Origin of the sequence: Pseudomonas sp. NFPP07 (assembly GCF_900115645.1) — a bacterium.
Classification (GTDB): Bacteria; Pseudomonadota; Gammaproteobacteria; order Pseudomonadales; family Pseudomonadaceae; genus Aquipseudomonas; species Aquipseudomonas chlororaphis.
In genome coordinates, this window is record NZ_FOXG01000005.1 from 259,176 (window position 1) to 285,599 (window position 26,424).

General features: G+C 64.7%; 22 protein-coding genes. 10 read left to right on the plus strand and 12 right to left on the minus strand.

Features of this window, described 5'->3' with window-relative positions:
• Window positions 1–5: 5 nt before the first annotated feature.
• Both BM019_RS14745 and BM019_RS14750 read right to left on the minus strand, forming a co-directional pair.
• Window positions 6–1,259, minus strand: coding sequence for a ferredoxin reductase family protein (locus BM019_RS14745; RefSeq protein ID WP_092418706.1), 1,254 nt, complete (start codon window positions 1,257–1,259; stop codon window positions 6–8).
• 140 nt (window positions 1,260–1,399) lie between these two features.
• Entirely contained in the window at window positions 1,400–2,287 is an 888-nt protein-coding gene (locus BM019_RS14750; protein WP_092418707.1) for a LysR family transcriptional regulator, read from the minus strand.
• Between the two features lie 225 nt (window positions 2,288–2,512).
• Here BM019_RS14750 and glsB point away from each other — a divergent pair, with 225 nt between their 5' ends.
• Window positions 2,513–3,421, plus strand: coding sequence for a glutaminase B (gene glsB / locus BM019_RS14755; protein ID WP_092418708.1), 909 nt, complete (start codon window positions 2,513–2,515; stop codon window positions 3,419–3,421).
• Window positions 3,422–3,781: 360 nt separating this feature from the next.
• Here the strand turns inward: glsB and BM019_RS14760 are convergent, their stop codons facing one another.
• Together BM019_RS14760 and BM019_RS14765 are read right to left on the minus strand one after the other, a co-directional pair.
• Entirely contained in the window at window positions 3,782–4,255 is a 474-nt protein-coding gene (locus BM019_RS14760; RefSeq protein ID WP_092418709.1) for an LEA/WHy family protein, read from the minus strand.
• Window positions 4,256–4,508: 253 nt separating this feature from the next.
• Window positions 4,509–5,948 carry a nucleobase:cation symporter-2 family protein gene (locus BM019_RS14765; protein ID WP_092418710.1) on the minus strand — a complete coding sequence of 480 codons (1,440 nt, stop codon included), beginning with the start codon at window positions 5,946–5,948 and terminating at the stop codon, window positions 4,509–4,511.
• A gap of 393 nt (window positions 5,949–6,341) precedes the next feature.
• Here BM019_RS14765 and BM019_RS14770 point away from each other — a divergent pair, with 393 nt between their 5' ends.
• The 6 genes from BM019_RS14770 to chrA all read left to right on the plus strand — a co-directional run bounded on the left by BM019_RS14770 (window position 6,342) and on the right by chrA (window position 11,247).
• Window positions 6,342–7,058 carry a helix-turn-helix transcriptional regulator gene (locus tag BM019_RS14770; RefSeq protein ID WP_062825795.1) on the plus strand — a complete coding sequence of 239 codons (717 nt, stop codon included), beginning with the start codon at window positions 6,342–6,344 and terminating at the stop codon, window positions 7,056–7,058.
• A 54-nt stretch (window positions 7,059–7,112) separates the two neighbouring features.
• The gene (locus BM019_RS14775) at window positions 7,113–7,454 is read left to right on the plus strand and encodes a nuclear transport factor 2 family protein (protein WP_085530937.1); all 342 of its coding nucleotides are present in this window, start codon (window positions 7,113–7,115) and stop codon (window positions 7,452–7,454) included.
• Between the two features lie 232 nt (window positions 7,455–7,686).
• Window positions 7,687–8,799, plus strand: a complete 1,113-nt coding sequence (gene zapE, locus BM019_RS14780) for a cell division protein ZapE (protein WP_092418711.1) — start codon at window positions 7,687–7,689, stop codon at window positions 8,797–8,799.
• A gap of 32 nt (window positions 8,800–8,831) precedes the next feature.
• Entirely contained in the window at window positions 8,832–9,437 is a 606-nt protein-coding gene (locus BM019_RS14785) for a DinB family protein (RefSeq protein WP_062825797.1), read from the plus strand.
• A gap of 94 nt (window positions 9,438–9,531) precedes the next feature.
• Window positions 9,532–10,023 (plus strand): GNAT family N-acetyltransferase, encoded by a 492-nt coding sequence (locus tag BM019_RS14790; RefSeq protein ID WP_009043737.1) that lies wholly within the window; start codon window positions 9,532–9,534, stop codon window positions 10,021–10,023.
• Window positions 10,024–10,044: 21 nt separating this feature from the next.
• Complete coding sequence (chrA, locus tag BM019_RS14795) at window positions 10,045–11,247, plus strand: chromate efflux transporter (RefSeq protein WP_092418712.1); 1,203 nt, start codon at window positions 10,045–10,047, stop codon at window positions 11,245–11,247.
• 11 nt (window positions 11,248–11,258) lie between these two features.
• On the opposite strand, the gene BM019_RS14800 is transcribed toward chrA, so the two are convergent.
• The 6 genes from BM019_RS14800 to BM019_RS30800 form a co-directional block, all read right to left on the minus strand.
• Window positions 11,259–12,677, minus strand: a complete 1,419-nt coding sequence (locus tag BM019_RS14800; RefSeq protein WP_009043739.1) for a heavy metal sensor histidine kinase — start codon at window positions 12,675–12,677, stop codon at window positions 11,259–11,261.
• Entirely contained in the window at window positions 12,674–13,348 is a 675-nt protein-coding gene (locus tag BM019_RS14805; RefSeq protein ID WP_092418713.1) for a heavy metal response regulator transcription factor, read from the minus strand. The genes BM019_RS14800 and BM019_RS14805 overlap by 4 nt, the downstream gene beginning before the upstream one ends.
• 487 nt (window positions 13,349–13,835) lie before the next feature.
• Complete coding sequence (locus BM019_RS14810) at window positions 13,836–14,057, minus strand: hypothetical protein (RefSeq protein ID WP_009043741.1); 222 nt, start codon at window positions 14,055–14,057, stop codon at window positions 13,836–13,838.
• A gap of 185 nt (window positions 14,058–14,242) precedes the next feature.
• Window positions 14,243–16,489, minus strand: coding sequence for a TonB-dependent siderophore receptor (locus BM019_RS14815; protein ID WP_092418714.1), 2,247 nt, complete (start codon window positions 16,487–16,489; stop codon window positions 14,243–14,245).
• A gap of 217 nt (window positions 16,490–16,706) precedes the next feature.
• Window positions 16,707–18,449, minus strand: a complete 1,743-nt coding sequence (locus BM019_RS14820; RefSeq protein ID WP_092418715.1) for a phosphoethanolamine transferase CptA — start codon at window positions 18,447–18,449, stop codon at window positions 16,707–16,709.
• A 284-nt stretch (window positions 18,450–18,733) separates the two neighbouring features.
• Window positions 18,734–18,907 carry a DUF6026 family protein gene (locus BM019_RS30800; RefSeq protein ID WP_007922719.1) on the minus strand — a complete coding sequence of 58 codons (174 nt, stop codon included), beginning with the start codon at window positions 18,905–18,907 and terminating at the stop codon, window positions 18,734–18,736.
• Between the two features lie 244 nt (window positions 18,908–19,151).
• On the opposite strand from BM019_RS30800, the gene gnd reads away from it, so the two are divergent.
• Genes gnd through BM019_RS14835 form a run of 3 tightly spaced genes read left to right on the plus strand, consistent with a single transcriptional unit; the run spans window position 19,152 to window position 22,500 of the window.
• A complete protein-coding gene (gene gnd, locus BM019_RS14825; protein ID WP_225970778.1) occupies window positions 19,152–20,165 on the plus strand; it encodes a phosphogluconate dehydrogenase (NAD(+)-dependent, decarboxylating) in 1,014 nt (337 codons plus the stop codon).
• On the plus strand, window positions 20,162–21,682 hold the full coding sequence (gene zwf / locus BM019_RS14830) for a glucose-6-phosphate dehydrogenase (protein WP_085530929.1): 1,521 nt from the start codon (window positions 20,162–20,164) through the stop codon (window positions 21,680–21,682). Before gnd ends, zwf begins: the two co-directional genes overlap by 4 nt.
• Window positions 21,679–22,500, plus strand: a complete 822-nt coding sequence (locus BM019_RS14835) for an HAD family hydrolase (RefSeq protein ID WP_092418716.1) — start codon at window positions 21,679–21,681, stop codon at window positions 22,498–22,500. The genes zwf and BM019_RS14835 overlap by 4 nt, the downstream gene beginning before the upstream one ends.
• 126 nt (window positions 22,501–22,626) lie before the next feature.
• On the opposite strand, the gene nhaB is transcribed toward BM019_RS14835, so the two are convergent.
• Both nhaB and paaZ read right to left on the minus strand, forming a co-directional pair.
• Window positions 22,627–24,129: a sodium/proton antiporter NhaB gene (nhaB, locus tag BM019_RS14840; protein ID WP_085530927.1), complete on the minus strand. Its 1,503-nt coding sequence runs from the start codon at window positions 24,127–24,129 to the stop codon at window positions 22,627–22,629.
• 212 nt (window positions 24,130–24,341) lie between these two features.
• Window positions 24,342–26,396 carry a phenylacetic acid degradation bifunctional protein PaaZ gene (gene paaZ / locus BM019_RS14845; RefSeq protein WP_092418717.1) on the minus strand — a complete coding sequence of 685 codons (2,055 nt, stop codon included), beginning with the start codon at window positions 26,394–26,396 and terminating at the stop codon, window positions 24,342–24,344.
• Window positions 26,397–26,424: the final 28 nt, after the last annotated feature.

The following is a 26,424-nucleotide window of genomic DNA, read 5'->3' on the forward strand; positions in this document are numbered from 1 at the left end:
AGCGTTCAACGAAACTCGAAGAACTCGTAGTGCAGGTTGCGCTCGGGAATCGCGTATTCGCGCATCAACGCCTTGACCCGCGCGAGCAAACCCTTGGGCCCGCAGAAACTGATCTGGATCTGTTGCGGATCGGTTTCGCTGGCCAGCCGTTGCAGGGTTTCGCCCAGGCGGTCGGCGCCGTCGGTGTGGCCGATGAAAGCCACCCCGCGCTGCTCGGCCAGGCCCTGCAGGGTTTCGAGGCTGGGGAAGGCCCGTGACGGGTTGCAGCAGTACACCAGGGTCGCCTGGTCGAAGCGCCCGGCGGCGGCATCCTGCAGCCACGAGATAAAGGGTGAGATGCCCACGCCACCGCCGATCCAGATTTCCCGGCCGGCATCGAGCCGGCGCTTGAAGCGGCCATAGGGCGCATAGAGGTCGGCGAGCATGCCGACCTTGACCTGCTGGCGCAGCTTCTGGGTGTAGTCGCCCAGGGCGCGGATCACGAACTCGATGCGCCCGTCGCTGGCGTGGGCGCTGGCGATGGTGAAGGGGTGCGGTTCGCGCAGGCCTTTTTCGCGCATGGCGAGAAAGGCGAACTGCCCGGCCTTGAAGGCGAAACCGCGATGCAGCGGAGTCAGCTCCAGGTGCAGGGAATTTTTCTCCAGGGTCACCGCGCTGACCCGGTATTCGCCGGCCTTGGCCAGCAACGGATAGAGCAGCAGCTTGTACAGGGCGCCAAGCAGGCCCAGTCCGCAAAGCGCGGTGAGCCAGATACCCGAGGGGTTATCCAGGGCAATCGGCGACTTGAAGCTCAGCCAGTGCAGGATGACGATCGCGAACAGCGGCCCGGACAGCTTGTGCCACCAGCGCCACTGGCCGTAGGGAATGTTGCGGTTCAGCGCCAGCAGCACGATCAGGCCGAGGGCGACGTAGCTCAGTTGGCGCACCATGCGCGTCCAGTACTTGGACAGCTCGATGATTGGCACGCTTTGCCAGGTATCCAGGTTGGCCTTGAACACCAGGTGATAGCTGGCGAAAACCAGCGCCCAGATGCCCAGCCACTTGTGGCTTTCATAGACCCGGTCGAGGCCGCCGAACAGCCGCTCGACCCAGCGCCAGCGGCTGGCCAGCAGGCAGGACAGGGCCATATAGGCCAGCGCCGTGGCGCCGAGGACCAGGCTCAGGGTGGCGGAGGTCAGCCAAGTATCGCTGGGGATTTCCAGCAGCACGGTGAGGGTGGTGATCAGCAGGACGCCGACCACCGAGTACCAGGTTCTCAAGGGGGACACCTCCAGAAAGATGGCGCCAGTGTCGGCGCATAGGATGGGTCGCGGGCTGCGGGCGGGTCAGGGCGCAGCCGGGTGAGGGCGTATTTTACTGGCGAAGCGGCAGTCCTGGGCTGATCTGCATCAGCGCCTGCTCAGCGCGGGTCGGGCAAGGGGTTTTCCACCAGCCAGGCCTGGGCGAAATCCAGGTAGGCGCGGACGATGTTCGAGGGCGGGCGCTGGTTCGGATACAGCAGGTGCAGCTGTTGTTCCGGCATCGGCAGGCGCGGCAGCAGGGCTTGCAGACGACCGTCGCGCACCGCTTCGGCGGCGAGAAAGGCCGGCAGCTCGGTGACCACCTTGGCGGTCAGCGCCAGCTGGCGCAGGTGCAGGTAATCGTTGGCGGCGAACAGCGGGTCGGGGCTGTAGTACTGGTCGCCCAGTTGCCACTGTTCCCGGGCATCGGCCTGGCGCGACCAGACGGCACAGGGGAATCCGCGAAGGTCGGCGGGGGTTTGCGGGGTGCCGAGGCGCTCCAGCAGCAGCGGGCTGGCGACCAGCATATGCCGGTAGCTGCCGAGCAGGCGCGCCGGGCGCTCCTCGTCGAACAGCGGCCCGGCGCGCAAGGCGACGTCGATGCCGTCTTGCGCCAGGTCGCTTTCCCGCTCACTGGTGTAGATCGCGACCTGGATCTCGGGATAGCGTCGCTGGAACTCGGCCAGCAGCTTCCACCAGCTCTCGAATGCCGCAGGCACCGACACACTCAGGCGGCCTTGCAAGTGCATTCGATCATTTCTGACAGCCTGTTCGCCCTCGGCCAGGGCTTCGATACCGCGGCTGGCGTGTTCATAGAGCTGGCTGCCGGCGGCGGTCAGCCGGGTGCCGCGGGTGGAGCGTTCCAGCAGTTGCACGTTGAGGCTGCGTTCCAGTTCACGAATGCCCCGGCGGATGGTGGCCAGCGGTAGTTGCAGCAGGTTGGCGGCGGACGAAATGCTGCCGCATTGGACCACGCTGACAAACATCCTGGCGGCGTTGAGATCCATGAGCGCTCCCTGTCGAATGTAGGGGAAAGCCTATCAGCTGCGGCTCTGCCCGATCAAAAATGCGCGGTCCGCGGGCGATTTTCATCGACGGTTTTTCTCCCGCGCGGTGGGTGTTGGGAGGGGGTGTGCCAGGGATGGCCACGACAACTGTGTTCTCGACCCGGCGGCGTGCGTCTAGCAGCGGTAGCTTCGCGGCGGTGCGAGGCACGAAGTGCGAGTCTGAACATGCAAGCGTTGTTGAACGAGATCCTCGACGAGGTCCGTCCCTTGATTGGCCAGGGCAAAGTGGCCAGCTACATTCCGGCGCTGGCCGACGTGCCGGCCAACCAGCTGGGGATTGCCGTGTATGGCAACGATGGCCAGGTGTTCAGCGCCGGCGAGGCCGATACGCCGTTCTCGGTGCAAAGCATTTCCAAGGTGTTCAGCCTGGTGCAGGCCATCGGCCATTCCGGCGAGGCGATCTGGCAGCGCCTGGGGCATGAGCCTTCCGGACAGCCTTTCAATTCCCTGGTGCAGCTGGAGTTCGAGCGTGGCCGTCCGCGCAACCCGTTCATCAACGCCGGGGCGCTGGTGATCTGCGATATCAACCAGTCGCGTTTCGCCGCGCCGGCGCTGTCCATGCGCGATTTCGTGCGGCGCCTGTCCGGCAATATGCAGGTGCTGGTGGACGGCCGCGTCGCCGATTCGGAATACCAGCACCGCGCGCGCAATGCGGCGATGGCCTACCTGATGCAGTCCTTCGGCAACTTCCACAACGACGTCGAGGCGGTGCTGCGCAGCTACTTCAGCCACTGCGCGCTGCGCATGAGTTGCATCGACCTGGCGCGGGCCTTCTGCTTCCTGGCCAACGACGGCTTCTGCAAGCACAGCGGCGAGCAGATCCTCACGGCGCGCCAGACCCAGCAGGTCAACTCGATCATGGCCACCAGCGGCCTGTACGACGAAGCCGGCAATTTCGCCTACCGCGTCGGCCTGCCGGGCAAGAGCGGCGTGGGCGGCGGCATCGTCGCGGTGGTGCCGGGGCAGTTCACGGTATGCGTGTGGTCGCCGGAATTGAACGCGGCGGGCAATTCCCTGGTGGGCATGGCAGCGTTGGAATTGCTGAGCCAGCGCATCGGCTGGTCGGTGTTCTAGCGGAGGGGAGTTGGCGACGGCTGCGCCGCCGGTCGCAGGCTGCGCCAGCGGCTACAGGGACGCGGTGTCTGTGTAGCCGCTGCCGAGCTTGCGAGGCTGCGCTCGGTTTGGGCGGCATTCCGACGTAGCGACCGCAAAGCCTGAGTCCGCGGTCTGTCTGGATAAACGCGTTGGCAGGCTTAGCGACGGCTGCGCCGCCGATCGCAGGCTGCGCCAGCGGCTACAGGGGCGCGGTGTCTGTGTAGCCGCTGCCGAGCCTGCGAGGCTGCGCTCGGTTTGGGCGGCATTGCGACGTAGCAACCGCAAAGCCTGAGTCCGCGATTTGCCTGGATAAGCTATTTGCGAGCGCTGCGCGTGCGATTACCAGGTGAAGTTGGCGGTCTTGGGCAGGCTCAGCTGGCCTTTTTCGACGAAACGCATCGTGCCGAACGGGCCGCCGGCGAGCTTGCCGCGCAGCACGTAGGGCAGGTCGTCAAGGCTTTGCGTCTGGCTCAGGCCCAGAGTCTGGCGCAGCACGGCGAAGGCCGAGACGCTGACTGGCACCACCAGCACGCCTTCGGAGAAACGCCCGATGCTGCCGCTCTGGTCGCTGACCCCGGAGGCCAGCGGCCGGCCGTTGACTTCCAGGTCCAGGGCCACGCCGTTGTAGTTGATCGCGGTTTCGTTGGGGTTCTGCAGGCGCAGCTTGACCGCGAAGCGCACTTCCAGGTCCTGGCTGGGCAAGGGCTCGATACCGACCACATTGATATTCAGCGGATCGTGCTGGGGAAACAGGGCGCAGGCGCTCAGGCTGAGCAACAGCAAGGAAAGGGTGAGGCTGAGGAATCTGCGCATTGGAAGCTCTCTGCGGGAAAGGAGGCAGTAGCGAATCTAGCGCGACCAGGTCTGCACCACAAACCGGGGATGTTTCAAGGGCGCCATCTTCTGTAGGAGCCAGGCTTGCCGGCGATTGGGCCGGCAGGGCTGGCATTGGACTTGAGGCCGAGCGTTTGGCGGTGCGGCTAATGACGCCATCGCGAGCAAGCTTCGCTCCTACAGAAGCAGCGGCTCCTGCGAGCGTCCCGGCTGCTCCTGCACAAGAACGGGGTCAGGCGTTGGCCTTGGCGCTCACATCCGGGTCCTGCATGACCTTGAGGGTCGCCGCTTCCGGGTCGAACTCGTCTTCTTCCAGCTCGATGAACTCTTCCGGCAGGAAGATGTTCAGCAGGATCGCGCACATCGCGCCCACGGTGATCGGCGATTCGAAGATGTTGTGCAACGCCTTGGGCAGTTCGCGCAGGACTTCCGGCACCGCCGCCACGCCCAGGCCCATGCCCAGGGAGATCGCCACGATCAGCACGTTGCGTCGATGCAGCCCGGCTTCGGCGAGGATCTTGATCCCGGCCACGGCCACGGTGCCGAACATGATCAGGGTGGCGCCGCCCAGCACCGGCTTGGGCATCAGTTGCAGCACCGCGCCGATCACCGGGAACAACCCCAGCAGCACCAGCAGGCCGGCGATGAAGTACGCCACGTAGCGGCTGGCCACGCCGGTCAGCTGAATCACCCCGTTGTTCTGGGCGAAGGTGACCATCGGCAGGCTGTTGAACACCGCCGCCACCATCGAGTTGAATCCGTCGGCCAGCAGGCCGGACTTGATGCGCTTGATATACAGCGGGCCCTTGACCGGCTGCAGGGAAATCATCGAGTTGGCGGTCAGGTCGCCGGCCGCTTCCAGGGGCGAGATCAGGAAGATCACCGCCAGTGGAATGAAGGCGATCAGGTCGAAGGAGAAACCGTACTTGAACGGCACCGGCACGCTGACCATCGGCACGTCCGGCATCGCCGCCATATCGACCCGGCCCAGCAGCCAGGCGACCACGAAGCCCAGGGTCAGGCCGATGACGATCGAGCCCAGGCGCAGCATCGGATGACTGAAGCGGTTGAGCACGACAATGGTCAGCAGCACCAGGGCGGCCAGGCCCAGGTTGCTGGCGGCGCCCAGGTCCGGCGCGCCGAAGCCGCCGGCCATGTCGGTGACCGCCACCTTGATCAGCGACAGGCCCATCAGAGTGATGATGGTGCCGGTCACCACCGGGGTGATCAGCTTGCGCAGCTTGCCGATGAACTGGCTGAGGAACATCTCGATAAAGGCCGCGCAGAAGCAGATGCCGAAGATGGTCGAGAGGATGTCCTCATTGCTACCGCCACGGCCCTTGACCATCAGCCCGGCGCTGAGCAGCACGCTGATAAAGGAAAAGCTGGTGCCCTGCACGCACAGCAGCCCGGAGCCGATCGGCCCCAGGCGCCGGGCCTGGACGAAGGTACCCAGACCCGAGACGAACAGCGCCATGCTGATCAGGTAGGGCGTTTCGTTCTGCAGGCCCAGCACGCCGCCGAAGATCAGGGTCGGCGAGATGATGCCGACAAAACTCGCCAGTACATGTTGCAGCGCGGCGAAGATCGCCGCGCTGAAATGCGGGCGGTCCTCCAGGCCATAGATCAGGTCGGACTTGTAGCGCGGCGTGGAGCGATCAGGTGCGGTCATGGGAAAAAGCCTGCCAATGACGTGTCGATAGGGCATGAAACACGTGGAGAAAAGGGGCGCGACGCGGGCTGTCGGAGGACGTAAGGCAAAATCTGCGGACCCGGTCAGAAAAATGGAGGCGCAGGATGCCAGAAAGGTGCCCGGGCCAGAAGGGCCAGCCGCACAATCCCCCAGACACACCGGTCCCTGTAGCCGCTGCCGCAGGCTGCGATCGGCAACGCAGTTGCCGCAAAACCTGAGCCTGCGGTACATCAGGCAGAATGCGTTGTCCGGATTGCGGCGGCTTCGCGACCGATCGCAGCCTGCGGCAGCGGCTACGGGGTTTACTACTGACAGATCCTGACAGGGGGCTCTGCTAAGCTGCGCCGATCTTTCCCTGTCGAGCCTGATGCCATGTCGCGCACCACGCGTTTGTTGACCCTGTTGCAAGTGCTGCGCGGCAAGCGCTGCCCGGTGACCGCCGCGGCGCTGGCGGCCGAGCTTGCGGTGTCCGAGCGCACCCTGTACCGCGACATCGCCGAGCTGACGGCCCTGGGCGCGCCGATCCACGGCGAGGCCGGGATTGGCTATGTGCTGCGCAGCGGCCTGTTCCTGCCGCCGCTGATGCTCAACGCCGACGAGACCGAGGCCATCGTCCTTGGCCTGCGCTATGTCGACCAGCGTGGCGACGAAGTCCTCGGCAAGGCCGCCGCCGATGCCCTGGCGAAGATCGCCGCGGTGCTGGCGCCGGCGGCCCAGGAAGCCTTGCACAACCCGACGGTGCTGCCCGGCCCACCGGCGTATCGCTACCCGGAAAACGTGGTGCCGCTGAACGTGTTTCGCCAGGCGATCCGCGAGCAGGCCAAGCTGCACATCGATTACGCCGACGTGAACAAGACGCCGAGCCAGCGCCTGATCTGGCCGCTGGCCCTGGGCTTTATGAACGAGGCGCGGGTGATCGTCGCCTGGTGTGAGCTGCGCGACGATTTCCGCACCTTTCGCACCGACCGCATCGCCGCCGCGAGCGAACAGGGCCAGCGTTATCCGGGACGGCGCAGCGACCTGTTGCGCACCTGGCGCCAGCGCATGCAACTGGACGATGCCGGGCGTTTCACTCCTGACAAGAATTGACGCGACGGCGTTTTAGCATGGCTCCAGCAACGATAAACAAGGAGCCGCAGCACCATGTCCAGCACAGCCATTTCTCTCGCACCGGCCATCGCCGCCTACCTCGCGGCCACCAATGGCCGGGACAGTTCGGCGGTCGCCAGTTTCTTCGCCGAAGACGCCCAGGTGTTCGATGAGGGCCAGCACCAGGCCGGCACCCGGGCCATCGCCCAATGGATGGAAGACACCGCCCGCCGTTACCAGCCAAGGCTCGAGGTGCTCAAGGTCCAGCAGCGCACTGGCAAGGTGCTGGTGGACAACCTGATTTCCGGCAGCTTTCCCGGCAGCCCGTTGGAATTGCGCTACGTGTTCCGCCTCGACGAGCAGGGCAAGATCGCCCGGCTGGATATCTCGCTGTAGCCGCGCAATGTAGCCGCTGGCGAAGCCTGCGATCGGCCACGCAGTTGCCGCAAAACCTGGGCGCGAGGTGTATCAGGTAGAACGCGCGGCCCGGATTGCGGCAACTGCGTGGCCGATCGCAGCCTCGCGCTGCTCGGCAGCGGCTACACAGGCGCCGTGTTTCCTGTAGCCGCAGCGGTCGCCAGGTGAGGCATGGCATACTGCGCGGCCCCTTTGCGGATGCGTGGACCCCATGCCTTTCGATTCCCCCCTCAGCGCCTATCAGTACGCCCTTCAGGAGCGCGGTTTTGTCGCCGACGAGGCCCAGGAGCGGGCGATGCTGGCCCTGCAGCAGTGCCATGTCGCCCTGCATGAAGGGCGACGCTCGATCACCGGGGTCTATCTGTGGGGCCCCGTGGGGCGGGGCAAGACCTGGCTGATGGACCAGTTCTATCAAAGCCTCGAGGTGCCGGCGCGGCGTCAGCACTTCCACCATTTCATGGGCTGGGTCCATCAGCGCTCGTTCCAGCTGACCGGCACCGCCGACCCGTTGCAGGCCCTGGCCCGCGAGCTGAGCGAAGAGGTGCGGGTGCTGTGTTTCGACGAACTGTTCGTCAACGACATCGGCGACGCGATCATTCTCGGGCGCCTGTTCCAGGTGATGTTCGAGCAGGGCGTGGTGATGGTCTGCACCTCCAACCAGCCGCCGCAACAGCTGTATGCCGACGGCTTCAACCGCGAGCGTTTCCTGCCGGCGATTGCCGCGATCGAGGCGCATATGCAGGTGGTGGCGGTGGACGGCGCCCAGGACCATCGCTTGCACCCGGGGGCGGCCACCCAGCGTTATTGGGTCACCCCGGCCGGCCAGCCCAGCGCCCTGGGCCCGGTGTTCGAACAGCTGGCGACGGGGCAGGCGGTGTCCAGAGCGGTATTGTCGGTGGGCTACCGCGAGGTCCGGGTGATCAAGGCCAGCGAGCGGGTGCTCTGGTGCCGTTTCGCCGACCTGTGCGAGCAGCCGTTCGCCGCCATGGATTTCATGGCCCTGTGCGACCGCTTCAGCGCGATCCTGCTCAGCGACGTGCCCGAGCTCAGCGCGCAACAGCGCCCGGGGCGGATTGCCCGGGGCACCGAGGACGGCGCCGAGCGAGTGGTGGCGGGCGATCGCGAGCTGCCGCAGCTGTCGGTGCACGATGACAGCGTGCGGCGTTTCATCGCCCTGGTGGACGAGTGTTATGACCGCAAGGTGCCGCTCTACCTCGAAGCGCGGGTGCCGATGGAGGCGTTGTACACCGAGGGCTACCTGGAGTTTCCATTCCGCCGTACCCTCAGTCGTCTGAAGGAGATGCAGCTGCAGCGTTTCGGCTGAGCACGCCTGATCATTACAAGGGAGACCTGACCGTGAACCAGCCCCTGTCCCATCATCTGCTGACCATGGCTTACCAGAACGCCTGGGCCAATCACCGCCTGGGCAAGGCCTGGGAAATACTGGACCCGAGCGAGCTGGCGGCGCCGCGGGTGAGCTTCTTCCCCAGCCTGAAAGCCACCCTCAACCACATCCTTACCTGCGACTGGTTCTACGTCGACGCGCTGGAGCGAGAGCTGCGCGGCGAGGCGCCACGGGCCGACTGCTATGTGTTTTTCGAGGTCGAGGAGCCCTTCGACCAGGCCGCCGACCTGCGCCGCGAGCAGGCGCTGGTGGACCGCCGGCTGATCGCCTATTGCGAACAGCAACGGGATGTGGACCTTGCGCGCATCGTCACCATAGCCCGGGAAAAACCCCAGCGCGATACCCGGTTGCGCCTGCTTTCGCACCTGTTCGAGCACCAGTTGCATCACCGTGGCCAGGTGCACGCCATGCTCAGCGGTACCCGGGTGGCGCCGCCGCAGCTGGACGAGTTCTTCTGCGCGGGCGAGGCGGCACTGCGCGCCGAGGATTTTGCCGAGCTGGGCTGGAGCGAAGCGCAGATCTGGGGCGCGGAGGCGGTCGAGGAAAAAGAACGGTAGCGCTTGACGCGCTAGCCGTTCGTTTGGTCATGTGCCGATGTTTACAATCGCTCTCCCGGGGACCCGCCCGGATCAATAACTGTTGAGGACAGACATGGACGTTGCAGACGTATTGGTACTCCAGGCCAGCTACACCAACCCGGTACACGCCGAGGCGATCGCCCTGGTGCTCAACCACTATGCCCAGGACCCGATGGGCGGCGGCCAGCCATTGGACGCCGATCTGTTGCGGCAATTGCCCGGCGAACTGGCCAAGCGCCCCCACGCGTTCAGCGTGCTGGCCTTTGTCGGTGGCGAACCGGCCGGCCTGGTGAATTGCTTCGAGGGCTTTTCCACCTTTGCCGGCCGGCCGCTGGTCAATGTGCACGATGTGTCGGTGATCGATAAATTCCGCGGCCTGGGCCTGAGCCAGAAGATGCTGCACAAGGTCGAGGAGATCGCCCGCCAGCGCGGCTGCTGCAAGATCACCCTGGAAGTGCTGGAGGGCAACGCGGTGGCCCAGGCGTCCTACCGCAAGTTCGGCTTCGACGACGCCAGGCTCGACCCGAGCCATGGCCGAATGCTGTTCTGGAACAAAACCCTGTAAGCCCCTGGAGCCCGCCGCCCGATGAACTCATCTCCCCTGGATGCCCCCGTGACCCGCCGTGACAGTGCCTGGACGGTGTTCCTGGTGTTCCTGCGGCTGGGCCTGAGTTCCTTCGGCGGGCCGGTGGCGCACCTGGGGTATTTCCGCACCGAGTTCGTCCAGCGCCGCGCCTGGCTGAGTGAGGCGGCCTATGCCGAACTGATCGCCCTGTGCCAGTTCCTCCCAGGGCCGGCCAGCAGCCAGGTGGGCTTTGCCCTGGGCTGGTCGCGGGCGGGGCTGGCCGGCGCGCTGGGCGCCTGGCTGGGTTTCACCTTGCCTTCGGCGCTGATCCTGATTGCCCTGGCCATGGGCCTGAGCGGTAGCGGCACAGGGTTGCCCGGCGGGTTGGTGCATGGCCTGAAGATCGTCGCGGTGGCGGTGGTAGCCCAGGCCCTGTGGGGCATGGCCCGAGCCTTGTGCCGCGGGCCGCTGCGCATGCTGATCACGCTTGTCTCGGCGATCAGTGTGCTGCTCTGGCCGACCACCCTTGGCCAGGTCTGCGTGATGTTGCTGGCGGGGATGATCGGCGCAGGCCTGCTCCAGCCGACTTTCGACAACCGCGAGGACGGGCTGGCGATCGCGGTCGGCAAGCGCACGGGCTATCTGGCCCTGGTGCTCTTTGCCCTGTTACTGGCGGGCTTGCCACTGCTGGCCGGGCTCTGGCCCAGCCTGTCGCTGCTGCTGGCCGATGGTTTTTATCGCGCCGGTGCCCTGGTGTTCGGCGGCGGCCATGTGGTGCTGCCGTTGCTGCAGAGCGAGGTGGTCGCACCGGGCCTGCTGAGCAACGATCTGTTTCTCGCCGGTTATGCCGCCGCCCAGGCGGTGCCGGGGCCTTTGTTCTCTTTTTCGGCTTTTCTCGGCGCCGCCATCGACGGCTGGCGCGGCGCGCTGCTGTGCCTGACGATGATTTTCCTGCCGGCCATGCTGCTGATCGTTGGTGTCCTGCCGTTCTGGCAGAACCTGCGCCACCTGGGCCGGGTCCAGGCCGCGCTGGCCGGCGTCAATGCGGCGGTGGTCGGCCTGCTGGCGGCGGCGCTGTACGACCCGCTGTGGACCAGCAGCATCCTCAAGCCGCTGGACCTGGGGTTGGCCCTGCTGGCCCTGGCCGCGCTGATGCGCTGGAAGCTGCCGCCCTGGCTGGTGGTGCTCGCCGGTGGCGCCGTCGGCCTGCTGCTGGAGGCCTGACGCCAGCGTAGTCAGGTGCGCGGCGGATGATTGAGCCGGGCAAACACCAGGCGGAACAGGGTGAAACTGCCCGGCACGCTGCTGACCTCGGTCCGGCCCTGATGCAGGTTCATGATCGAGCGCACGATCGCCAAGCCCAATCCCGTACCGCCTTCGGCGCGCGAGCGGCTGCTGTCGACCCGATAGAAGCGCTCGAACAGGTGCGCCAGGTGCTGCTCCGGGATACCGGCGCCGGGGTTGCCCACCGACAGCGACACGCTCGATTCATGCTCTTCCACCAGGATCGAAATACTCGACGCCCGCGGGCTGTGGCGGATGGCGTTGGACAGCAGGTTGGAGATCGCCCGCTGGATCATCAGACGGTCGCCATACACCAGGCCATCGCCGGACAGGCTGATGCCCAGGTGCTTTTCCTCGGCGCTCAGGGCGAACAGTTCCGTGACCCGCCGCGCTTCCTCGCCCAGGGATATTGCTTCGAACGCCACCTGGGAGGCCGGGTGGCTGACCTGGGCGAGGAACAGCATGTCGCTGACGATCCGGGTCAGGCGCTCCAGCTCTTCGGTGCTCGACTCCAGCACCGCCTTGTACTCGTGGGGCGGGCGCTCCCGGGACAGGGTGACCTGGGCCTTGCCCATCAGGTTGGTGATGGGCGAGCGCAGCTCGTGGGCCAGGTCGTCGGAGAATTGCGAGAGCTGCTGCACGCCGCCGTCGAGCCGGTGCAGCATGAAATTGATGCTGTGGGCCAGCTCGGCCAGCTCCCTTGGCAGGTTGTCCGGCGACAGCCGATGGGTCAGGTCCTGGGTGGTGACCTTGGCGGCCACCCGGCTGAATTGCTGCAACGGCGCCAGGCCACGCTGCACCACCCACCAGGCGCCGATGCCGATCAGCATCAGCAGCAGGGGCAGGGCGATCACCGTGGAGCGCAGGTAGGCGCTGAGCAGCGCCTGGTCGTTGGCCCGGTCCAGGGACAGCACCACCCGCACCTGTTCGCCATTGCGCAGGCTGACCAGGCTGGAGGTGCTGAGCAGCCGGTTGCCGGCGCTGTCGAGCCAGTCGAGGAATACCGGGCTTTCCGGCCGGGTCAGGGCTTCGGGCAGCGGGCCCAGGTTGCGGTTGCCGATGTTCAACAGCGGTTCGGCCTGGGGATCGGCGGCGAAAATGCTCAGGTGCAGGTTGTCGTGGCCCATCACCAGGTCCAGCAGCGAATGCGGGCGGGCGGCGATATCGCCGGTCTTCAGGTCGCTGGTCAGGGTGTGGCGGATCTGTTCGAGTTTGCTGTCCAGGCTTTCCCGCGCCAGGCTGCCCAGTTCGTGGCTGAGGGCCAGGTAGGCCAGGGTCGCGAGCAGCAGCACCAGGCCGGCACCCATCAGGCTGACGGTCAGGCCCAGGCGCATGGACAGGCTGCTGGCGGTGCGTTGCGCGGCTTTCATTGGCGCACTTCCAGGACATAACCGACGCCACGGATGGTGTGGATCAACTTGATCTCGCTGGCATCGTCGATCTTCGCCCGCAGGCGGCTGATGGAGACCTCCACCACGTTGGTGTCGCAGTCGAAGTTCATGTCCCAGACCAGGGAGATGATCTGGGTGCGGGTCAGCACCTCGCCCGATTGGCGCATCAGCACCTGCAACAGGGTGAACTCCTTGGTGGTCAGGTCAATGCGCCGCGAGCCGCGATAGGCCCGGTGCCGGCGTGAGTCGAGCTCCAGGTCGGCGACCCGCAGGGTGTCGCTCGCCGGCAGGTTCTCGCTGCGCCGCAGCAGGGTGCGCACCCGCGCCAGCAACTCGGGAAACTCGAACGGCTTGACCAGGTAATCGTCGGCCCCCAGGTCCAGCCCCTTGACCTTGTCGGCCAGGCGCCCGCGCGCCGAGAGCATCATCACCCGGGCGTTGCTGTCCTTGCGCATGTCTTCCAGCACCTGCCAGCCGTCCTTTTCCGGCAGATTGACGTCCAGAATCACCAGTTCGTAGTTTTGCTGTTCGATCAGGTAAAGCCCGTCGACACCGGTGGCGGCGCGGTCGACTACATAACCGCTTTCGGTCAGGCCCTGATGCAGATAATCGGCAGTTTTACGCTCGTCTTCGACAACCAGAATGCGCATGGAAAAGTGACCTCTTGATCATTAATACGATTTCAATGGCGCTGGATATGAAGTTGTTGTTGGACCAGCCATAAAACCCGCGAAGTTGCTGCTGATAAATAGCCTCAGCCGTTTGGGTCGGGGGAATGCTCAAGCCTGAAGTGGCTTTAGGGTCAAGATTTAAAGTGCCTGATATCAATGGCTTGTGCCTGTTTTCGACAGCCGGTTAGCTGGCTGTTCCAACAGCAAGCCAAGTGAAGTGATTCAAACCGATCATGTGTTATTTACTGTTTCAATATATGTCGAAGTTTGGCGGAAACTTATATTAATACAGCCGGTAATGACGATTGCTTAGATGGCGTAATTGTCATTTTGACGTCAGAAAGTTGATAGCCCATGGTCATGTCGCAGATATCGAAGGCAATAAAAAAGGCGCCCGAAAGGGCGCCGGAAGATCCTCTCTGGCAAAGGAGCATGATCGCCAGAGAGGAGTAGAGCTCGGGGCGTTTCAGGCGTCCGGTTGCGCGCTGGCGCGGGTCGGGTCCTCGGCGGGTGCCTGGGGTTTTTTCCCGTTCTCGGAGGACGTCTGTTCGCTATCGGTGCGGGGTATCTGCTGGCTGATGGGGAAGTTGTCCCAGTAGTGCTTCATGCGTTCAGCGCCGCCTTCGGCGAACGCTGCACCCGAGCTGGCAATCATCAGACCGGCGAGCAGGAGTGTGGAGGCTTTCATATGCGATGTCCCATTGACGGTGATCGGTATCCGTTGCGTCCCTGTAACGAAGCAGTGAGGGAAGTCTGGCGCGATCTTATTAACTAGGGGTTAACAGGACGCTGAAGGCGGGATGACAATGCTGTCATCCCGGATGAGAGGCGCTGACGGCCCACAGATATGAGCCGTGTAGGAAGAAGGGCGGGTTACAGCTTCCAGTCCAGGCTCAGGGTCAGGGTGCGCGGTTCGCCCCAGTAGACGCCGTTATAGAAGCCGACCCGTTCGTAGTACTTCTTGTCGAACAGGTTGGTGACGTTGAGCGAGGCCGACAGGTGCGGGTCGAACTCGTAGCGCGACATCAGCCCGGCCACGCTGTAGGCCTGCTGATGGATGCGGGTGTTTTCGGTGACGATGCGCCCGTTGCCGTCGCGCCCCACCGGCCGCCGGCTGCTGCCGTAGATCTCGCTTTGCCAGTTCAGGCTGCCGCCGACGGTCAGCGCCCGCCACTGGCCCGGCAGGCGATAGGCCGTCGACAGGCGCAGCATGTTCATCGGCTCGCCGCCGTTGGCGCGCTGTTTTTCGCCATCCAGAGCGTGGGTGTAGGTGTAGCCGGCGGTGAGGTTCCAGCCCGCGAGGATTTCGCCCGAGACCTCGGCCTCGAACCCCTGCACCTTGCCGCCTTTGCCACCCGACTTGTAGAACTCCTCGCCAGTGACCGGGTCCGGCGGCACCGAGCTGTCCAGTTCGGCGACGTTGTCCTGCTTGCTCCAGAACACTGCGGTGGCCAGGTTCAGGCGCTCCTCCAGCAGGCTGCCCTTGAGCCCCAGCTCGTAGTTGCTGCCGACCACCGGCTCCAGGTATTTGCGGCTGGCGTCGCGCTCGGTCTGGGGCTTGAAGATGTCGGTGTAGCTGACATACACCGTGTATTGCGGGGTGAGGTCGTACAGCAGGCCGGCGTAGGGCGTCCACATGTCGTTGTGCTGCTGGCGGGTGTCTTCGAGGCTGGTCAGCTGGTTGTTGGCATCGTAGCGGCGAGAACGACTGTGGGCGCTCCAACTGCCGTAACGGCTGCCGAGCACCGCATGCAGGTCGTCGCTCAGGCTCAGGCGGGTGGCGAGGTAGCCGGCCTTTTGCCGGGTGCTGTCGCCGGAACCGGGCAGGTTGGTCACGGTGTCGGGAAACTTGGCGATGCCGCCCATGTATTTCCAGTCGGCGATGCTGGCGTAACCCGGTGGTGTCGGGCCGCCGACGGTGTAGGGTGACGACTCGCGGCGCTCGGCCTCGCCGTAGCCCAGCATCAGCTCATGTTCGCGGCCCAGCAGGCTGTAGGGGCCGGCCAGGTTGAAGTCGTACACGCGCATTTTCTGCGTGCCGATCATATGGCTGGCCCAGGCGGTCATGCCCGAGCGGTCGGCCTCCGGGAAACCGGCACCGCCGTAATAGACCTTGCCGTCGCTGTCGCTGTCGCGGTGGGTGTAGGCGGCTTTCAGGTGCCAGTCGTGGCCCAGGCGCTGGTCGAGGGTGGCGAAGGCGGTCTTGTCCCTGAGCGGCCAGGAGCTCCAGTGCGCCGCCATGTTGGTGGAGCGCGGCAGGTTGGCCTTGCCGCCCGCGGCGTTCCAGTAGGGCACGGTGCCCCAGGAGGTGCCCTGGACCTGCTTGTCCTGGTAGTCGTAGCCCACCGCCAGGGTGGTGCTGTCGGTCAGGTCGGCCTCGAGAATGCCGTAGCCGACTTCCCGCTGCAGCTGGTAGTGGTCGCGAAACGACTGGCTGTCGCGATAGGCCAGCACCGTGCGCCCGCGCAGGCGTCCGTCGAACCCCAGCGGGCCGCCGACGTCGACGTAGCTGTAGTAGTTGTCGTAGCTGCCGCCGCTGACACCGGCCTTGGCCGCCCACTCGTGGGTCGGTCGCTTGCGCACCATGTTGACGGTGGCCGAAGGGTCGCCGGCACCGGTGGTCAGGCCGGTGGCGCCGCGGACCACCTCGATGCGGTCGTAGATGATGGTGTCCGAATCGGACTTCATGCGGTTGAAGGTGTTGAGCATGCCATCGATCTGGAAGTTGTTGATGGAGTAGCCGCGGGAGGAATAGCTCACCCGGTCGGAGTCCAGGTGCTGGACCACCACCCCGGTGGTTTGCCCCAGCACCTCGGACAAGGTGTCGAGTTTGAAATCGTCCATCTGCTGGCGGGTCACCACTGACACCGATTGCGGGGTTTCCTTGATCGACAGGTTCAGGCGCGTGGCGGTGCTCATGCTGCCGGTGGTGTAGGACCCGGTATTTTCCGTAGTGGCGCCCAGGCCCTGGGCGGTGACGCTGGTGGCATCGAGCTCCAGGGTCCTGGCGCCGCGGTCGGGGTCCCGGGCGGGTTCGCTTTCGGCCAGCAGCTCGGGGCTCAGAACCGCGCCGCACAGGCCGAATGTCAAAGTCATGGAACGGGTGAATGGCGCGAGCATCGCTGCCGTCTCCTTGTCGTCGAGGGAAAAAATCCGTTTGCACTGAGACGAAAAGGCGGAAGGGTATTTAGCTTAAACGAGAATAATTATTATCTTCTGGATGCAAAAATGCCCCGTGAAGGGGCATTGAGGGCCGGTATTACGGGGCTGCGTGAGCCCCGTAGGAAAAGGCTTATTCTGGCATCGCTTATTTCTGCACGACTTATTTCTGTACGACTTATTTCTGTACTACCGCGGTGGGTGGCGGTGCCTTGGGCTTCATCAGGCTGAAGTCGATCAGGGCTTTCTCGTTGCGTTCATAAGGGTTGCCGATCAGCAACGGGCGCGGCTTGAAGCTGTCGCTGACCAGGCTCTTGCTGCGGTCCAGTTCGTCGGAACTCAGCCCGGCCATGTCGGCCCAGGTGTGGATCAGGTGCGAGCTGCTGTAGGGGCGGCCGAGGTCGCCGGCGAAGTTCCAGTCATGGTCCTGCTTCCACTTCGGCGAAGCCCAGGCGATGAACGGAATGGTGTACATCGGCGCGGTCGGCTTGCCTTCGTTGCGGCCCAGGGTGTTGTGGCCGGCGGAGTCGAACACGTCTTCGCCGTGGTCCGACAGGTACAGCAGGAAGCCGTTGGGGTCGGTCTTGGCGTAGTCCTTGATCAGGCTCGAAACCACGAAGTCGTTGTACAGCACGGCGTTGTCGTAGCTGTTGTAGGTCGGCACCTGGTCGTCACGCACGCCGGCCGGCACGCCAGTGCGGTCGGTGAACTTGTCGTAGCTCGGCGGGTAGCGGTACTGGTAGCTCATGTGGGTGCCCAGCAAGTGGACCACGATGAACTTGCGCGGCGCGCCGTCGGCCAGCGCCTTGGAGAACGGCTCCAGCACGTCGCCGTCGTACTGGCGGGCGTTCTGGTTGCGGTTGTTGTTCAGGTAGACCTGCTCGTCCGCCTGCTCGGAGAAGGTGGTGAGCATGGTGTTGCGTTTGGTCATGGTCTGCTGGTTGGTGATCCAGTAGGTCTTGTAGCCGGCCTGCTTCATCACGCTGACCAGGGACGGGGTCTTGAGATACAGGTCCGGGTTTTCTTCGTCGGCGAAGGTCAGTACCTGCTGCAAGGCTTCGATGGTGTAGGGGCGCGGGGTGATGACGTTATCGAAGATCGCCAGCTGGTCCTTGAGCTTGTCCAGCTCCGGCGTGGTCTGGCGCGGGTAGCCGTAGAGGCTCATGCGCTGGCGGTTGGTCGACTCGCCGATCACCAGGACCAGGGTCGAAGGCTGGTTGGCCATGCTGTCCTTGAGGTTGTGCAGCGGCGGGATCTTGCTCACGTTGTCGAGCATGCCCTGCATGTTTTCCAGCTGCTCGCGGTAGCGCCGGTAGGCCACCACCATCTGCCACGGCACCGCGGGCTCGATGCGCGTCTCGAATTTCTCCAGGCCGCCGGCGAAGCTGCCGGTGCGCACGGTCTGCTTGATCAGCGGGTAGCCGATGATGGCGATCAGGATGGCCATGGCCGCCACCAGCGCGCGACCGCGCGGCAGGTAGACCGGGCGCAGGCGGGTCCAGAGGAAGAGGGCGAAGGCGGTATGGGCGAGGAACGCCAGCACCATCCACCAGGCGAAGTACTGGGTCAGGTACTCGCCGGCTTCGGAAGGGTTCGACTCGAACATGATGAAGATGACGCTCTGGGAGAACTCCTGCTGGTAGATGAAGAAGTAACCCAGGCTGGCCATGGAACAGGCCCAGAGCACGATGCCGATGACGGCGGCCATCGCGCGGGTGCGGGCCGGGAACAGCAGCATCGGCGCCAGCCAGATCGCGCTCATGATGAAGGCCTGGCGGAAACCGGCGAACCCGGAGGTGTCGGTCAGCTGGATCAGTAACTGGGTGATGCCGGAGAAGTACCAGAAGAACAGGAAGAGCCAACCCAGGCCCGCCCAATCAAACCCTTTCGCGGACGTCTTGTCGCGTTTAAACACTGCCATCGAACGCTCCAGCTGCATTGAACATGACATTCGCCGGAAAGCTTCGACTACCTCGGCGAACGCGCGCCGCGCCCGTGGGGGCGGCAATATTGCGCCGGAGTATCCATAAGAAGGTGTGAAAACTTTGTGAGTTGGTACCTGCGTGTCAGATAATGCCGTCGCCAGGAGGCGGGTAGGGTAAAAAGCGAGGGGCAAAAAGAAGCCGGCGATCCATCGAGGACTCGGCCGGCTTCATTAATAACCTGTTGCAAGGACCGGCCACGGCGGGCGGGTTCCTCGGATTCTCAGGCGTGTAGCTGGGTGACGGCAGCCACCTGACCCTGGTTCTGCAATGCCAGGCGCAGTTGCGCCAGCTCTTGCTTCAACTGGTCGCGCTCGTTCTTCAGTTCGCGCAACTCGTCACGACGGATAGTGACGTAGAGGGTTTGTGCAGGTCGTGCCGGTAGTACTGTGCCCATTGCTCACCTCGCAAATGGCGTGCATCAACTGTGGTCCGGCCGCTCGAATTTCGGGGCCTGAAACACTATCGGCGGCAATTTTGATTTCTTTTGCCGGCAAAGGGAACTTTTTTATTTTCAGTGGTCGTTGTGCCTTCGAAGCGATTCGCGTCGTTATCCACTCACCGCTTGGGAAACACTGCTTTGGAAACTTAGTCCGGATGCTCTGGACTAACCCTCACGAGCCTCGTTGGGCTATAACCTTTTGACACAATTTAGTAGTAAGGAGCATCAGCACATGCAACTGGGGATTATCGGACTGGGCCGCATGGGCGGAAACATTGCGCGGCGCCTGATGCTCAATGGGCATGAAACCGTGGTCTATGACCGCAACAGCGCTTTTGTCAGCACCCTGAGTGGCGAAGGCGCCAAGGGCGTCGCCGACCTGCCGGCCCTGGTCGCCGGCCTGGAAAAGCCACGCGCGGTCTGGGTCATGCTGCCGGCTGGCGCGCCCACCGAAGACACCATCGAAACCCTCAGCCAGTTGCTCGAACCGGGCGACGTGATCATCGATGGCGGCAACACCTACTATAAGGACGACATCCGTCGCGCCCAGGCGCTGGCGGAAAAAGGCCTGAACTACATCGACGTCGGCACCTCCGGCGGCGTCTGGGGCCTGGAGCGCGGCTACTGCATGATGATTGGCGGCGACGCCGAGGTGGTGCGCCGCCTGGACCCGCTGTTCGACGCGCTGGCACCGGGCATGGGCGACATCCCGCGGACCAAGGACCGGGTGGCTGAAGACGATCGCGCCGAGCGCGGTTACATCCACGCCGGCCCCGCCGGTGCCGGGCACTTCGTCAAGATGATCCACAACGGCATCGAGTACGGCATGATGCAGGCCTTCGCCGAAGGCTTCGACATCCTCAAGACCAAAGCCTCGCCAAGCCTGCCGCAAGACCAGCGCTTCGACCTCAACGTCGCCGATATCGCCGAAGTCTGGCGCCGTGGCAGCGTGGTCTCGTCCTGGTTGCTGGACCTGACCGCCGACGCCCTGGCCACCGATCCGCAACTCGACGGTTTCTCCGGCGAAGTGGCCGACAGCGGCGAAGGTCGCTGGACCATCGAAGCCGCCATCGAGCAGGCGGTGCCGGTCCCGGTGCTGTCGAGTTCGTTGTTCGCCCGTTTCCGTTCCCGCCAGCAGAGCACCTATGGTGACAAGATGCTGTCGGCCATGCGCTTCGGCTTCGGCGGCCACGTGGAGACTCCGAAAAAATGACCTCCTCGCGAAAGAAGTCCAAGGCTCAACCCGCTCCACCCACCACACTGTTTCTGTTCGGCGCCCATGGCGACCTGGTCAAGCGCCTGCTGATGCCGGCGCTGTACAACCTCAACCGTGACGGCTTGCTGGATGAGGGGTTGAAGATTGTCGGCGTCGATCACAACGCGATCAGCGATGTGGATTTCGCCAAGAAGCTCGAGGACTTCATTCGCACCGAGGCTGCCGGCAAGGTCGGCAACGGCGCGCAAGCGCTGGACCCGGCGCTCTGGGCCAAGCTGGCCAATGGCATCAGCTATGTCCAGGGCGACTTCCTGGACGACAGCACCTACGACGCGCTGGCGGCGAAAATCGCCGCCAGCGGCACCGGCAATGCGGTGTTCTACCTGGCCACCGCACCGCGCTTCTTCAGTGAAGTGGTGCAGCGCCTGGGTGCGTCGGGGTTGCTGGTCGAAGGGGACAATGCGTTTCGCCGGGTGGTGGTCGAAAAGCCGTTCGGCTCCGACCTGCAAACGGCGCAAGCGCTGAACGAATGCCTGCTCAAGGTGATGAGCGAGAAGCAGATCTATCGGATCGACCATTACCTGGGCAAGGAGACGGTGCAGAACATTCTGGTCAGCCGTTTCTCCAACAGCCTGTTCGAGGCTTTCTGGAACAACCATTACATCGACCACGTGCAAATCACCGCGGCGGAAACCGTCGGGGTGGAAACCCGTGGCAGCTTTTATGAAAACACCGGCGCCCTGCGCGACATGGTGCCCAATCACCTGTTCCAGCTGCTGGCGATGGTCGCCATGGAACCGCCGGCGGCCTTCGGCGCCGACGCGGTGCGCGGCGAAAAGGCCAAGGTGGTGGGGGCGATTCGTCCCTGGAGCACTGAAGAGGCCCTGGCCAACTCGGTGCGTGGCCAGTACGTGGCGGGCAAAGCGGGCGACAAGCCGGTGGCCGGCTACCGCGAAGAGGCCAACGTGGCCCCGGACAGCAATACCGAAACCTACGTCGCCCTCAAGGTGATGATCGACAACTGGCGCTGGGTCGGCGTGCCGTTCTACCTGCGCACCGGCAAGCGCATGAGCGTGCGCGACACCGAGATCGCCATCTGCTTCAAGCCTGCGCCGTACGCGCAGTTCCGCGATACCGAGGTCGACCACTTGCAGCCGACCTACCTGCGCATCCAGATCCAGCCCAATGAAGGCATGTGGTTCGACCTGCTGGCGAAAAAGCCCGGGCCGACCCTGGAGATGGCCAATATCGAGTTGGGGTTCGCCTACAAGAACTTCTTCGAGATGCAGCCTTCCACCGGCTACGAGACGCTGATCTACGATTGCCTGACCGGCGACCAGACCCTGTTCCAGCGCGCCGACAATATCGAGAACGGCTGGCGCGCGGTACAGCCGTTCCTCGATGCCTGGAAGGAGAAGGCCAAGGTGCATATCTACCGGGCCGGTGAAGACGGACCGGCGGCCGGCGACGAGTTGCTGACCCGCGACGGCCGTGAATGGCACAGCCTCGGATGAGGGGCGAGGGGCAGCATCCCATCCAGTTCCTGCTCAGCGACATGGACGGCACCTTGCTGCTGCCCGATCACAGCCTGAGCCAGCGCACCATCGCCGCGGTGCGCGCGCTGCGCGAAGCCGGGGTGTTCTTCAGCCTCGCCACCGGGCGGCCGCCGCGGGCCATGTTGCAGCAGATCGAAGCCCTGGGCGTCGACCTGCCGACCGCGGCGTTCAATGGCGGCACCCTCGTCAACCCCGATGGCAGTTTCCTGGTGCGTCACCATGTGCCGGTAGCGGTCGCCAACACTGTCCTGGCGCTGCTGTCGCCGCAGCCGGAAGTCGAAGTCTGGGTGTTTGCCGACGGTGAATGGCTGCTGCGCAATCCCCACGGGCCGATGGTGCCGCGCGAGCAGCATGGCCTGGGTTATCCGCCGGTGGTGGTGGAGAGCTTCGAGGACTACCTGCCGCGCATCGACAAGATAGTCGCCGCCAGTGCCGACACTGCACTGTTGGTGGAGCTGGAGGCGCGTTTGCTGGAGCAGGTCGGTGGGCAGGCGCAGGTCTCCCGTTCGCAGCCGGTGTACCTGGATGTGACGGCGCTGCAGGCCAACAAGGGCCAGGCGTTGATCACCCTGGCGGAGTTTCTCGGGGTGCCGCTGGAGCGCACCGCGGCGCTGGGCGATGGCGGCAACGACCCGGCGATGTTCCAGCAGGCCGGGTTGTCGATTGCCATGGGCCAGGCCGAAGCGGCGGTGCAACGCCAGGCCGACCTGGTGACGGGCAGCAATGTCGCCGATGGCGCCGCCGAGGCGATCGAACGATTCATCCTGCCGCGCTAATGCAAAACCTGTAGCCGCTGCCGCAGGCTGCGATCGACCCGAAGGGTCGCGGCGGTCTCCAGATCGCTGAAGGCCTTCGGCCTTATCGTCCGAACGCGGCCCGAGCCTACGGCAGCGGCTACATCCTTACAGCCAGTAACTCACCGCATACCAGCCCAGCACCCCCATCACCACGGTGTAGGGCAACGCCATCCACACCATGCGTCCATACGACAGGCGCACCAGCGGCGCGATCGCCGAGGTCAGCAGGAACAGGAACGCCGCCTGGCCGTTGGGCGTGGCCACGCTCGGCAGGTTGGTGCCGGTGTTGATCGCCACCGCCAGGGTTTCGAAGTGTTCGCGGCTCATCAGTCCGGAAGCGAAGGCCTGTTTCACTTCGGTGATGTAGATAGTGGCGACGAACACGTTATCGCTGATGGCCGACAACAGTCCGTTGGCGATAAACAGCATGCCCGGTTGCTGGCTCGCCGGCAGCGCCAGCACCCACTGGATCAGCGGGGTGAACAGCTGCTGGTCGTGAATCACCGCCACCACCGCGAAAAACACCACCAGCAGGGCGGTGAACGGCATCGCATCCTTGAACGCGCTACCCAGGCGGTGCTCGTCGGTGATGCCGGTGAACGCGGTAATCAGCACGATCACCATCAGGCCGATCAGGCCGACCTCGGCGATATGCAGGGCCAGCGCGGCAATCAGGATCAGCGCCGCCACACCCTGTACCAGCAGCGCCGCGCGTTGCCGGTCGGTGCGTTCGGCGTTGTCTTCGGCGGCGTAGTTGGCCAGCACCGCGCGCACGTTGTCCGGCAGCAGGGTGCCGTAGCCGAACCAGCGCAGTTTCTCCAGCAGCACGCAGGTCACCAGCCCGGCCACCAGCACCGGCAGGGACACCGGAGCGACCTTGAGGAAGAAGTCGGCGAAGTGCCAACCCATTTCATGGCCGATCAGCAGGTTCTGCGGCTCGCCCACCAGGGTGCAGACGCCACCCAGGGCGGTACCCACCGCGCCATGCATCAGCAGGCTGCGCAGGAAGGCGCGGAACTGTTCGAGGTCCTGGTGATGCAGTTGCGGCAAGTGCTGGTCGTCGTTGAATTCGCTGTCCTGGCGCGGGTCGTTGCCGGACGCCACCCGGTGATACACCGAATAGAAGCCCACCGCGGCGCTGATGATCACCGCGGTCACCGTCAGGGCATCGAGAAACGCCGAGAGGAAGGCCGAGAGAAAGCAGAACAGCAGGCCCAGCAGCGCCTTGGAACGCACCCCCAGCAACAGCCGGGAGAACAGGAACAGCAGCAGCTCCTTCATGAAATAGATGCCGGCCACCATGAACATCAGCAGCAGGATTACCGGGAAGTTGTGCACCAGTTCGTCGTACAGCGCCTGGGGCGTGGTCATGCCCAGCGCCACGGCTTCCAGCACCAGCAGGCCGCCGGGCATCAACGGGTAGCACTTGAGGGCCATGGCCAGGGCGAAGATGAACTCGGCCACCAGCATCCAGCCGGCCGCCACCGGGCCGACGGTGAACAGCAGCAAGGGGTTGAGCAGCAGGAAGGCAAGGATGCTGGCTTTGTACCAGCGCGGTGAATGGCCGAGAAAGTTGTGGGCGAAAGCCTGGGCCAGTGAACCGGACATTGGCTGCTCCTTGTATTGAAGAAGCGCGCAACTTGCCGCAAGCACCGGTGAAGATCAAGAAACTCTGAAATCTTTTGCCACAAATACTGACCCGGGCTTTTGTAGGAGCCAGCTTGCTGGCGATGAGGCCCTTCGATGTCGTTCTGCAGGCCGTCATCGCGAGCAAGCTCGCTCCTACAAGTTTGAGGTGTGTCGGCGATCTGGACGCGCGGTCAGTCTTCGCGTTTGACCACCAGGGTCAGGATGTCGTAGCTAGCCACCAGCTCACCCAACTGGTTGCAGACCTCCACGTCCCAGGCCACCACGCCCTGGGGGATGCCTTGCGGGCTCTGCTTGCCCTGGTCGATCTTGCGCTTGCAGGTCAGGCGCGCCTGGATGGTGTCGCCGATGCCCACCGGGTTGATGAAACGCAGGGTGTCCAGGCCGTAGTTGGCCAATACCGGGCCCGGCGCCGGGGATACGAACAGCCCGGCCGCCGCTGACAGTACGAAGTAACCGTGGGCGATGCGCTTGCCGAACTGCGACTCCTTGGCCGCGATCTCGTCGAAGTGCATATAGAAGTGGTCGCCGGACAGGCAGCCGAAGTTCACCAGGTCGGCCTCGGTCACCGTGCGTCTGTGGGTCAGCAGCGACTCGCCGATTTGCAGGTCCTGGAAGAACCGGCGGAACGGATGCACCTCGGTCTCGATGACCTTGGCGCCCCGCACGTATTCGCCGGTGACCGCCGCCAGCATGCTCGGTGAGCCTTGCACCGCCGCCCGTTGCAGGTAGTGCTTCACTGCGCGCAGGCCACCGAGCTCCTCACCACCGCCGGCGCGACCCGGGCCGCCGTGCTTGAGTTGCGGCAGCGGCGAGCCATGGCCGGTGGATTCGGCGGCGGATTCGCGGTCCAGCACCAGCAGGCGCCCGTGCCAGGCCGCGGCCACCGGGATGGCCTTGGCGGCGATGTGTGGATCGCGGGTCACCAGGCTGGCCACCAGACTGCCTTTGCCTCGCGCGGCCAGAGCCAGGGCTTCGTCGAGGTCGTCATAGGCCATCAGCGTGCTGACCGGGCCGAAGGCCTCGATATCGTGGGCACCGCCTTCGGCATGCGGGTCGCGGGCCTGCAACAGAGTCGGGGCGAAGAACGCGCCCTGGCGGGTGTTTGCCCCGCGTGGCTCGAAGCCGTCACGGGCGCCGAACAACAGGTCGCTGCTGTGCAGCAGGCTCTCCAGGCGTTCGGCCACATCCAGCTGCTGATCGTGGGAGGCCAGCGCGCCCATGCGGACGCCTTCCACCGCCGGGTCGCCGACCACCACCTTGGCCAGCCTGTCGCGCAGGCGGCTGGCGACCGCGTCGAGGTGCCTGGCCGGCACGATGGCGCGGCGAATGGCGGTGCATTTCTGCCCGGCCTTGGTGGTCATTTCCCGGGCCACTTCCTTGATGAACAACTCGAACTCTTCGTCGTCCGGGCTCACGTCCGGGGCGAGGATCGCGCAGTTCAGCGAGTCGGCCTCGGCATTGAACGGCACCGAATTGCGAATCAGCTGCGGGTTGGCGCGCAGCTTGGCCGCGGTGTCGGCCGAGCCGGTGAAGGTCAGCACGTCCTGGCCCTGCAGACGGTCCAGCAGGTCGCCGGTGCTGCCGATCACCAGTTGCAGGCTGCCAGCGGGCAACAGCCCCGATTCATCCATCAGGCGCACCACGGCTTCGGTCAGGTAGCTGGTAGCGGTGGCTGGCTTGACGATGCACGGCATGCCGGCGAGGAAGCTCGGGGCGAATTTTTCCAGCATGCCCCAGATCGGGAAGTTGAAAGCGTTGATATGCACCGCCAGGCCACCGCGGGGCACCAGGATATGGGTGCCGGCGAAGCTGCCGAGCTTGCTCAACGGCAGCGCCGGGCCCTCGTGGACGATATTGCCCGAGGGCAATTCCCGCGAACCCAGGCTGGCATAGGTGAACAGGGTGCTGTTACCGCCCTCGATGTCGATCCAGCTGTCGGCGCGGGTGGCGCCGCTGTGGTGGGAGATGGCGTACAGCTGTTCCTTGCGCTCGCTCAGGTACAGCGCCAGCGCCTTGAGCCGCTGGGCGCGCTGTTGGAAGTCCAGGGCCATGAGGGAGGCGATGCCCTGGCGCCGGCCATGGTCGAGCGCCTCGGCGAAATCCAGGCGCTCTTCATGGGTGCGGGCCAGTTCGTGGCCGTCGATGGCGCTGCGCAGCACCTGGGCGCCGTGTTGGCCGATCCAGCGGCCGGCGATGAAGCTTTGCAGGGTAGGGGCGTGAGGCATCACGATTCCTCCGGATGATGAATGAGGC

Excerpts from the sequence above, each read along its gene's own strand:
- BM019_RS14800 (WP_009043739.1), bottom strand. The coding sequence starts at position 12,677 with ATGAAAGCCGCGCAACGCACCGCCAGCAGCCTGTCCATGCGCCTGGGC.
- BM019_RS14775 (WP_085530937.1), top strand. The coding sequence starts at position 7,113 with ATGTCCAGCACAGCCATTTCTCTCGCACCGGCCATCGCCGCCTACCTC.
- zapE (WP_092418711.1), top strand. The coding sequence starts at position 7,687 with ATGCCTTTCGATTCCCCCCTCAGCGCCTATCAGTACGCCCTTCAGGAG.
- BM019_RS14760 (WP_092418709.1), bottom strand. The coding sequence starts at position 4,255 with ATGCGCAGATTCCTCAGCCTCACCCTTTCCTTGCTGTTGCTCAGCCTG.
- BM019_RS14820 (WP_092418715.1), bottom strand. The coding sequence starts at position 18,449 with ATGGCAGTGTTTAAACGCGACAAGACGTCCGCGAAAGGGTTTGATTGG.
- nhaB (WP_085530927.1), bottom strand. The coding sequence starts at position 24,129 with ATGTCCGGTTCACTGGCCCAGGCTTTCGCCCACAACTTTCTCGGCCAT.
- BM019_RS14770 (WP_062825795.1), top strand. The coding sequence starts at position 6,342 with ATGTCGCGCACCACGCGTTTGTTGACCCTGTTGCAAGTGCTGCGCGGC.
- BM019_RS14835 (WP_092418716.1), top strand. The coding sequence starts at position 21,679 with ATGAGGGGCGAGGGGCAGCATCCCATCCAGTTCCTGCTCAGCGACATG.
- BM019_RS30800 (WP_007922719.1), bottom strand. The coding sequence starts at position 18,907 with ATGGGCACAGTACTACCGGCACGACCTGCACAAACCCTCTACGTCACT.
- BM019_RS14790 (WP_009043737.1), top strand. The coding sequence starts at position 9,532 with ATGGACGTTGCAGACGTATTGGTACTCCAGGCCAGCTACACCAACCCG.
- chrA (WP_092418712.1), top strand. The coding sequence starts at position 10,045 with ATGAACTCATCTCCCCTGGATGCCCCCGTGACCCGCCGTGACAGTGCC.
- BM019_RS14815 (WP_092418714.1), bottom strand. The coding sequence starts at position 16,489 with ATGCTCGCGCCATTCACCCGTTCCATGACTTTGACATTCGGCCTGTGC.
- BM019_RS14810 (WP_009043741.1), bottom strand. The coding sequence starts at position 14,057 with ATGAAAGCCTCCACACTCCTGCTCGCCGGTCTGATGATTGCCAGCTCG.
- BM019_RS14765 (WP_092418710.1), bottom strand. The coding sequence starts at position 5,948 with ATGACCGCACCTGATCGCTCCACGCCGCGCTACAAGTCCGACCTGATC.
- zwf (WP_085530929.1), top strand. The coding sequence starts at position 20,162 with ATGACCTCCTCGCGAAAGAAGTCCAAGGCTCAACCCGCTCCACCCACC.
- BM019_RS14805 (WP_092418713.1), bottom strand. The coding sequence starts at position 13,348 with ATGCGCATTCTGGTTGTCGAAGACGAGCGTAAAACTGCCGATTATCTG.
- glsB (WP_092418708.1), top strand. The coding sequence starts at position 2,513 with ATGCAAGCGTTGTTGAACGAGATCCTCGACGAGGTCCGTCCCTTGATT.
- paaZ (WP_092418717.1), bottom strand. The coding sequence starts at position 26,396 with ATGCCTCACGCCCCTACCCTGCAAAGCTTCATCGCCGGCCGCTGGATC.
- BM019_RS14750 (WP_092418707.1), bottom strand. The coding sequence starts at position 2,287 with ATGGATCTCAACGCCGCCAGGATGTTTGTCAGCGTGGTCCAATGCGGC.